Below are 7090 nucleotides of genomic sequence, written 5' to 3' on the forward strand. Positions count from 1 at the left end.
GGCTCGGGACGGCGAGCCCGGACCCCGGGGTCGGGTCAGCGCTCGAAGCGCAGGGTCAGGATCTGGAAGGGGCGCAGGGAGACCGACACGAGGCCGGGACCCGTGTCGTCGGCCCCGGAGGCACCGGCCGAGTGCAGTTCCGGGGCCTCCGGGTAGTCCTCCTCCAGCAGGTTCACCGCGCGCACCCCCGAGACGGGGAAGCCGGTGCCCACCGAGGTGTGGGCACGCCCGCCACGGGCCTCGTACAGGCGCACCACCACGTCGCCGGAGCGGTCGTCGGCGAGCTTGACCGACTCCACCACCACACCGGGGTCGTCCACCGTCACCAACGGCTCCACCACGGCGTCGCCTGGCAGTTCCCGGACCGGGAGGTTGATCCGGTAGCCCTCACGGACGGCGTCCTCGATCTCCGCACCCGGGGCCAGGGCGTACCGGAACCGGTGTTCGCCCTGGTCGGTGTCGGGGTCGGGGAACCGCGGCGCCCGCAGTAGGGACAGACGGACCGTGGTCGTGGTGCCGCCGTCGCCTCGCACGTCACGCGTCACGTCGTGCCCGTAGGTGGAGTCGTTGAGCACCGCCACGCCGTAGCCGGGTTCGGCAACGTGCACCCAGCGGTGGGCGCAGATCTCGAACTTGGCCGAGTCCCAGGAGGTGTTGGTGTGCGCGGGCCGCCTGACGTGGCCGAACTGGATCTCCGACGACGACTCGTGCGCGCGCACGTCCAGGGGGAAGGCGGCCTTGAGGAACTTCTCCCGCTCGTGCCAGTCCACGACCGTCTCCACGTCCAGGCGCCGGGCGCCGGCTGCCAGGGAGAGCACCTGGACCACCGAGGAGTCCCCGAAGGAGCGGGTGACCCTCAGCGCGGCGGTTCCCGAACCCGCCGGCTCGGGCTCGACGCCGTCGGCCTCGGTGAGGTCCACGGTGGTGTTGCGGTAGAACTCGTCCACGTCCCAGGCGTCCCACTGGTTGGGCAGGTCCTGGTGTACCTGGAGCAGGTTCCCCGGCTGTCCCGGAGCAAGCACCTCTCGGCCCGGCGCCCCCTCTCCCCGGTCCAGGATCGAGGTGACCAGCCCCCGCTCGTCCACCCGGACCGTCAGGAGCCCGTTGTCGAGCACGAACCCTCCCGGGGTCTCCGGGTCCGGGCTGAGGGCAGCCTGCCCCGAGGCCCCGTTCCCCATGCGCGCACGGGGGAGCGCCCCCAACGCGGGAACGCCGTCGCGTTCGTGCGGGGTCGGGTTGAAGACCACGCCGCCCGCGGTCCCGTCCCCGCCGTCACCGGACAGCGCCTCCTGCGCGTGCCGGATGATCTCCCCGAGCTCCTCCGCGACCCGCGCGTAGGTCTGCGCGGCCTCCCGGTGCACCCAGGCGATGGAACTCCCCGGCAGGATGTCGTGGAACTGGTTGAGCAGGACCGTCCGCCAGACCTCCTCGATCCGCTCGTACGGGTAGGGGGCGCCCGCCCGCACCGCGGCCGTGGCGGCCCACAGCTCGGCCTCGCGCAGCAGGTGCTCCGAACGCCTGTTTCCCTGCTTGGTGGCGGTCTGGCTGGTGTACGTCCCCCGGTGGAACTCCAGGTAGAGCTCGCCCAACCACACCGGGGCGTCCGGGTACTCCTCGTGCGCCTTGGCGAAGAACCGCTCCGGGTGCTCGATCTCCACCGTCGGCGAACCCTCCAGGTCACGCAGGCGCGCCGCCCGGGCCAGCATCTCGCGGGTGGGGCCGCCACCCCCGTCCCCGTGGCCGAACGGCACGAGGGAACGCGACGCACCGCCCTTGTCCCGGAAGTTGCGCGAGGCGTGCGCGAGTTCGGCGCCGGTGAGTTCGGAGTTGTAGGTGTCCACCGGGGGGAAGTGGGTGAACACGCGGGTGCCGTCCAGTCCCTCCCACCAGAAGGTGTGGTGCGGGAACTGGTTGACCTGGCTCCAGGAGATCTTCTGGGTGAGGAACCAGCGTGAGCCGGACAGCCGCACCAGCTGGGGGAGGGCGGCAGAGTAGCCGAAGGAGTCGGGCAGCCACACCTCCTGGGTGTCCACCCCGAGTTCGTCGCGGAAGAAGCGCTTGCCGAAGACGAACTGGCGGGCCAGGGCCTCCGAACCGGGCATGTTGGTGTCAGATTCCACCCACATGCCCCCGACCGGGACGAACCGCCCCGACTCGGCGGCCCGGACGACCCGCGAGAACACGTCAGGACGGTGTTCCTTGAGCCAGGCCCACTGCTGGGCCTGGGACATCGCGAACACGAACTCCGGGTGGTCGTCCATCAGCGCGACCACGTTCGCGCTGGTCCGTGCCACCTTGCGGACCGTTTCACGCAGCGGCCAGAGCCATGCTGAGTCGATGTGGGCGTGCCCGATGGCGGACACCCGGTGGGCGCTGGCCGAGGCGGGGGAGCTCAGCGCCGGGGCCAGGACCTCCCGCGCCCGCTCCGCCGTTCCGGGGACGTCCTGGAGGTCCAGGGCGTCCAGGGCCCGGCCCAGGGCGCGCAACAGCTCCCAACGGCGGGGGTCCCCGGTGTCGAGTTCGCGCATGAGACCGCCGGCCACCTCCAGGTCGATGGCCAGCGCCCACACCTGCTGTTCGAAGACGGCCAGGTCCGCTCGGGCCAGCCGGTACAGGGGCCGGTCCTCCGGTCCGCGCCCGGAGCCCAGGTCGGTGGGCTGGAACGGGGGGTTGCCGAGGATGACCGGGTTGGCGGCCGCCTCCACGTGGAACTCGACGGTCTCCCCGCCGCTCACGGGGGCGCCGACCGGAATCCACGCGTTGCGGGGGTTGAGGCCCTTGACCACGCTGCCGTCGGCGAGGTGCACCAGACCTTCGCACTGGAAGCCCGGCATGGCGTCGTCGAAGCCGAGGTCGACCACGGCCTCCACGGTCCGGCCCGACCACTCGGCGGGCACCCGACCACGCAGCCGGAACCAGGTGGTGCCCCAGGCGGGCCCCCAGGCGTCGCCCACGCGTGCGGGCTCGTGGGGCGCCCCGATGCCCTCCTCGGCGGGAACCGGTTCTCCCGGCGCGTCCCAGCGGGCCACCTCCAGGGGGATCGACGTGGTGTACACCGCGGGCCATACGCGTTCCCGCAGGACGCGGTCCAGTCGTGCCTCGGTCAGCCGCCGGTCGTCGTGCACGGTGGGTCTCCGTTCGGTCGTCCCCTGGCAGATGCCGCGTACATTGCCAGCGCGATGTCACTTCGTCAATGCTTTGGACGAAGTGGGTTCCTCCGGTGTCGGCGCAGGGGCCAGGGTGAGCCCCTTCGGTCCTGGTCAGTGGCGGTTCGGTGGGACCGTTGTCGCCTCCCCTGGTGAGAGGGAACCGGATGAGGATCACGTCCAGCATGAGGTCCGACGCGGCACTTCGGCGGAGTGGGCTCGCGCACGTCGCGAACCAGCTGGGGTCGGCCGGTCCGACGTGGCCGAGGGCCACCGGCCCGCCGCCACCGATGAGGTCGTCGTCGAGTCCGACACCCCGGAGTCCCCGGGGCTCGACGTGGGGGGACACCGTCCGGATCACCGCCACCCGGATCACCGACACCCCGGACCAACGGTTCCTGGCGGGACACGGGGCAGGAGCCCACCCCGGTGGGGGCCCACCGGGGAGGCCCGGTGGTGGGCAGCGTGGAACCGGGCTTCCGGCCGTTGACCGGGGTGCGGCACACCTTCCGCGCCCCCGAGAACGACCTTGCCGAGGACCGCCCCCTCACAGCGCAGGCCAGTGCGGCCTCCCCGGTCTCCCCGGTCTCTCCGGCTTCCCCGGCCTCCGTGCGCTCCGTCCTCCCGTGACCCTCCGTTTCGTCCTTGCGCTCTCCTCGTCCGCATCCGGAACGGGACTTGCGAGCGGGTTGGCCTCGGGCGCGTGGCATCCTGGGAGGGACGCAGTCCGGTCGAGGAGGACAACAGCACATGAGCATCGACGCGTCGCGCGACCGGTCGCGACCGGTCCTCGGTTCGCTCACCGAGCACGCGAGCCTGCGCGCCCGGGTGACCGACGTCCTGCGTGAGGCCATGATCGCCGGTGAGCTCGAGCCCGGTGTCGTCTACTCGGCCCCCGTCCTGGCCGAACGCCTCGGCGTCTCCGCGACCCCGGTGCGCGAGGCCATGATGGAGCTGACCCAGGAGGGACTGGTCGAGACCCTGCGCCACCGCGGCTACCGCGTGGTGGAGTTCAGCGACGTCGCCCTCGACGAACTCATCGAGCTCCGCGCGCTCATCGAGGTCCCCACGGTGGGCCGCGTCGCCGCGACCGCCACCGCGGGGCAGATCGCCGCGCTGCGTCCGATCGCGGACCGGCTGACCGAGACCGCCGAGACGGGGCAACTGCGCGAGTTCATCGCCAACGACATGGCGTTCCACCTCCAACTGCTGTCCATCGCGGGCAACCAGAAGCTGGTCGACGAGGTACGAAGGCTGCGGGGGATGTCGCGGCTGTCGGCGCTGCGGGGGCTGTACGAGGAGGGCCGTCTGGTCGACACCGCGCAGGAGCACCACGCCCTGCTGGACCGCATCGAAGCCGGTGACACAGCGGGTTCCGAGGCCCTCATGCGACATCACCTCGGTCATGTCCGAGGGGTCTGGGCGGGCCGCGCGGAGATCTGACGGAGGACGACGCCGAACACGAAACAGGTAGCTGAGCTGCTTCGATTCGGTCACGGGCCTTGATTCGGGGGAGGTGCAATTGTACGTTGCACTGGTTCCCATCTTGAGGCCCCTCTTCATCGGGCCCTGATCCGAGGAGTTGTGAGTGGCCTCGCAGCACTCGGTGGTCGGTAAACCGGCCACCAACCGCCGTGTACTCTTTGGCAGCCTCAGCGGCAGCGCGATCGAGTGGTTCGATTTCTTCCTCTACGCCACCGCCGCGGCGCTCATCTTCGACAAGCAGTTCTTCCCCAACGACGATCCCGTGATCTCGTTGATGCTGTCGTACCTGACCCTGTCGCTCACCTTCTTCATCCGGCCGTTCGGCGGGATCGTCTTCTCCCACATCGGTGACCGGATCGGGCGCAAGAAGACCCTCGTCATCACCCTGTCGCTCATGGGCGGCGCCACCGTGGCGATCGGTCTGCTGCCCACCTACGAGCAGGTCGGCCTCCTGGCCCCGGTGCTGCTGATCCTGTGCCGGATCATCCAGGGCCTCGCGATCGGCGGCGAGTGGGGCGGCGCCCTGCTGCTGGCCTACGAGTACGCCCCCGAGAACCGCCGCGGTTTCTTCGGCTCGGTGCCCCAGACCGGCATCACCATCGGCATGCTCATGTCGACGGTCGCCTTCGGCCTGGTCAGCCTCCTCCCGGACGGCGCCTTCGAGTCCTGGGGCTGGCGTCTCCCGTTCATCGCCAGCATCGTCCTCGTCTTCGTCGGCCTGTGGATCCGCAAGGGCCTGGCCGAGACTCCCGCCTTCCGTGAGGCCAAGGAGAGCGGCAACGTCGCCAAGCTGCCCATCCGGGACACGCTCCGCGACCACTGGCGCTCCGTGCTCGTGGCCGTCGGTGCCAAGGTCGTCGAGACCGCCCCGTTCTACATCTTCGCGACCTTCGTCGTCAGCTACGCCACCGGCACGCTCGACATCCAGCAGTCGGTGGTCCTCAACGCGGTCAGCGCGGGCGCACTGGTCAGCACCTTCGGCATCCTGCTCATGGGTGCGCTCTCCGACCGCGTCGGCCGCCCGAAGGTCTACCTCGGCGGCACCCTGCTCATCGCCCTGTTCGCGGCGCCCTTCTTCATGCTGTTGGACCTCCAGATGAGCTGGGCCGTGTACGCGGCCGTCGTGATCGCCCTCGGTGTGGCCTGGCCCCCGGTCACCGCCACCCTAGGCACCCTCACCTCCGAGATCTTCACGACCCGGGTGCGCTACACCGGCGTGACGCTCGGCTACCAGATCGGCGCCGCCCTCGCCGGCGGCACCGCCCCGCTGCTCGCCACCTGGCTGCTGGCCCGCTTCGACGGAGCCTGGTGGCCGATCGCCACCTACCTGGTGATCCTCGCCGTCATCTCCTTCGCCGCCGTCGCCGTGTCCGGCCGGGTGGTGCGCAAGGAGAGTGCCCTGATCGCGGCCCGTGAAGAGGCCGAGCGCAACGAGAAGTCCGAGGTTTCCGCATGACCCAGACACCCACCGGCCTGCCCTTCGTCAGCGCGGAGGAAGTCCGTCAGCGGATCGGGCCCAAGCGGGCCTTCGAACTGATCGAGCGGGCCCTGCTCGACGGATTCGACCCCTCACAGGACCCGGCGCGGTCCCACGCGGGGGCCGGGGACGGCCACCTGCTGCTCATGCCCTCGACCCTGGGTGACTGGGTCGGTGTCAAGGTCGCGTCCGTGTCCCCGGACAACCCCGCGCGCGACCTGCCCCGCATCCAGGCCGTCTACCTGCTGATGGACGCCCGGACCCTCACCCCGAGGCTGATGGTCGACGGTGTCACGCTCACCTCGCTGCGCACCCCGGCCACCTCCGCCGTGGCGGCCGACCGCCTGGCCGCCCCGGAGGCGTCCCGCCTCGTGGTCTTCGGCAGCGGTCCGCAGGCGGTCGAGCACGTCGTCGCCGTGGCGGGCATCCGTGAGCTCACGAGCGTCCGGATGGTGGGCCGCACCCCGCACCGGGTGGACGCCGCCATCAGCGAGCTCGCCGGACGCGGGATCACCGCCGAGACGGGCACCGTGGCCGACGTCGCCGAGGCCGACATCGTCGTGTGCGCCACCTCCACCAAGGACCCGCTCTTCGACGGTTCCCTGGTCCGCGACGGCGCCTGTGTGGTCGCCATCGGATCGCACCAGGCCGATCGACGCGAACTCGACGCCGCGCTGATGGGCCGCTCCCTCGTGGTGGTGGAGGAGAGCGACGCCGCCCTGCGCGAGTGCGGGGACGTCGTCATCGCCATCGACGAGGGCACCCTCACCAAGGCCGACCTCGTTGGCATCGCCCCGCTGGTCCGGGGCGAGGTGACCCGCCGCACCGACCGTCCCAACGTCTTCAAGGGCTCCGGCATGTCGTGGGAGGACCTGGCCGTCGCCGTGGGTGTCGCGCCCACTCTCTGACCGGTCCTCGGGCGGACCAGTCGCCCGGGCCGGTCCGTCCTGTCGGCCCGCGTGACACGGGGGTTGCGGCCCCC

5 protein-coding genes are annotated in these 7090 nt (G+C 71.2%); 4 read left to right on the forward strand and 1 reads right to left on the reverse strand.

The features are described from left to right. Positions 1 to 35 precede the first annotated feature (35 nt). On the reverse strand, positions 36 to 3125 hold the full coding sequence (locus tag KBX21_RS26195; RefSeq protein ID WP_210844316.1) for a glycoside hydrolase family 38 C-terminal domain-containing protein: 3090 nt from the start codon (positions 3123 to 3125) through the stop codon (positions 36 to 38). A 474-nt stretch (positions 3126 to 3599) separates the two neighbouring features. Between KBX21_RS26195 and KBX21_RS26200 the strand changes: the two genes are divergently transcribed. The 4 genes from KBX21_RS26200 to KBX21_RS26215 all read left to right on the forward strand — a co-directional run bounded on the left by KBX21_RS26200 (position 3600) and on the right by KBX21_RS26215 (position 7016). Next, entirely contained in the window at positions 3600 to 3776 is a 177-nt protein-coding gene (locus KBX21_RS26200) for a hypothetical protein (RefSeq protein WP_210844317.1), read from the forward strand. 120 nt (positions 3777 to 3896) lie between these two features. Further along, positions 3897 to 4589 carry a GntR family transcriptional regulator gene (locus tag KBX21_RS26205; RefSeq protein WP_210844319.1) on the forward strand — a complete coding sequence of 231 codons (693 nt, stop codon included), beginning with the start codon at positions 3897 to 3899 and terminating at the stop codon, positions 4587 to 4589. 145 nt (positions 4590 to 4734) lie between these two features. Beyond that, complete coding sequence (locus KBX21_RS26210) at positions 4735 to 6087, forward strand: MFS transporter (protein WP_210844321.1); 1353 nt, start codon at positions 4735 to 4737, stop codon at positions 6085 to 6087. Further along, positions 6084 to 7016: an ornithine cyclodeaminase family protein gene (locus tag KBX21_RS26215; protein ID WP_210844322.1), complete on the forward strand. Its 933-nt coding sequence runs from the start codon at positions 6084 to 6086 to the stop codon at positions 7014 to 7016. Before KBX21_RS26210 ends, KBX21_RS26215 begins: the two co-directional genes overlap by 4 nt. Positions 7017 to 7090: the final 74 nt, after the last annotated feature.

This window comes from Nocardiopsis sp. B62 (assembly GCF_018070675.1).
GTDB classification, from domain to species: domain Bacteria; phylum Actinomycetota; class Actinomycetes; order Streptosporangiales; family Streptosporangiaceae; genus Nocardiopsis; species Nocardiopsis prasina.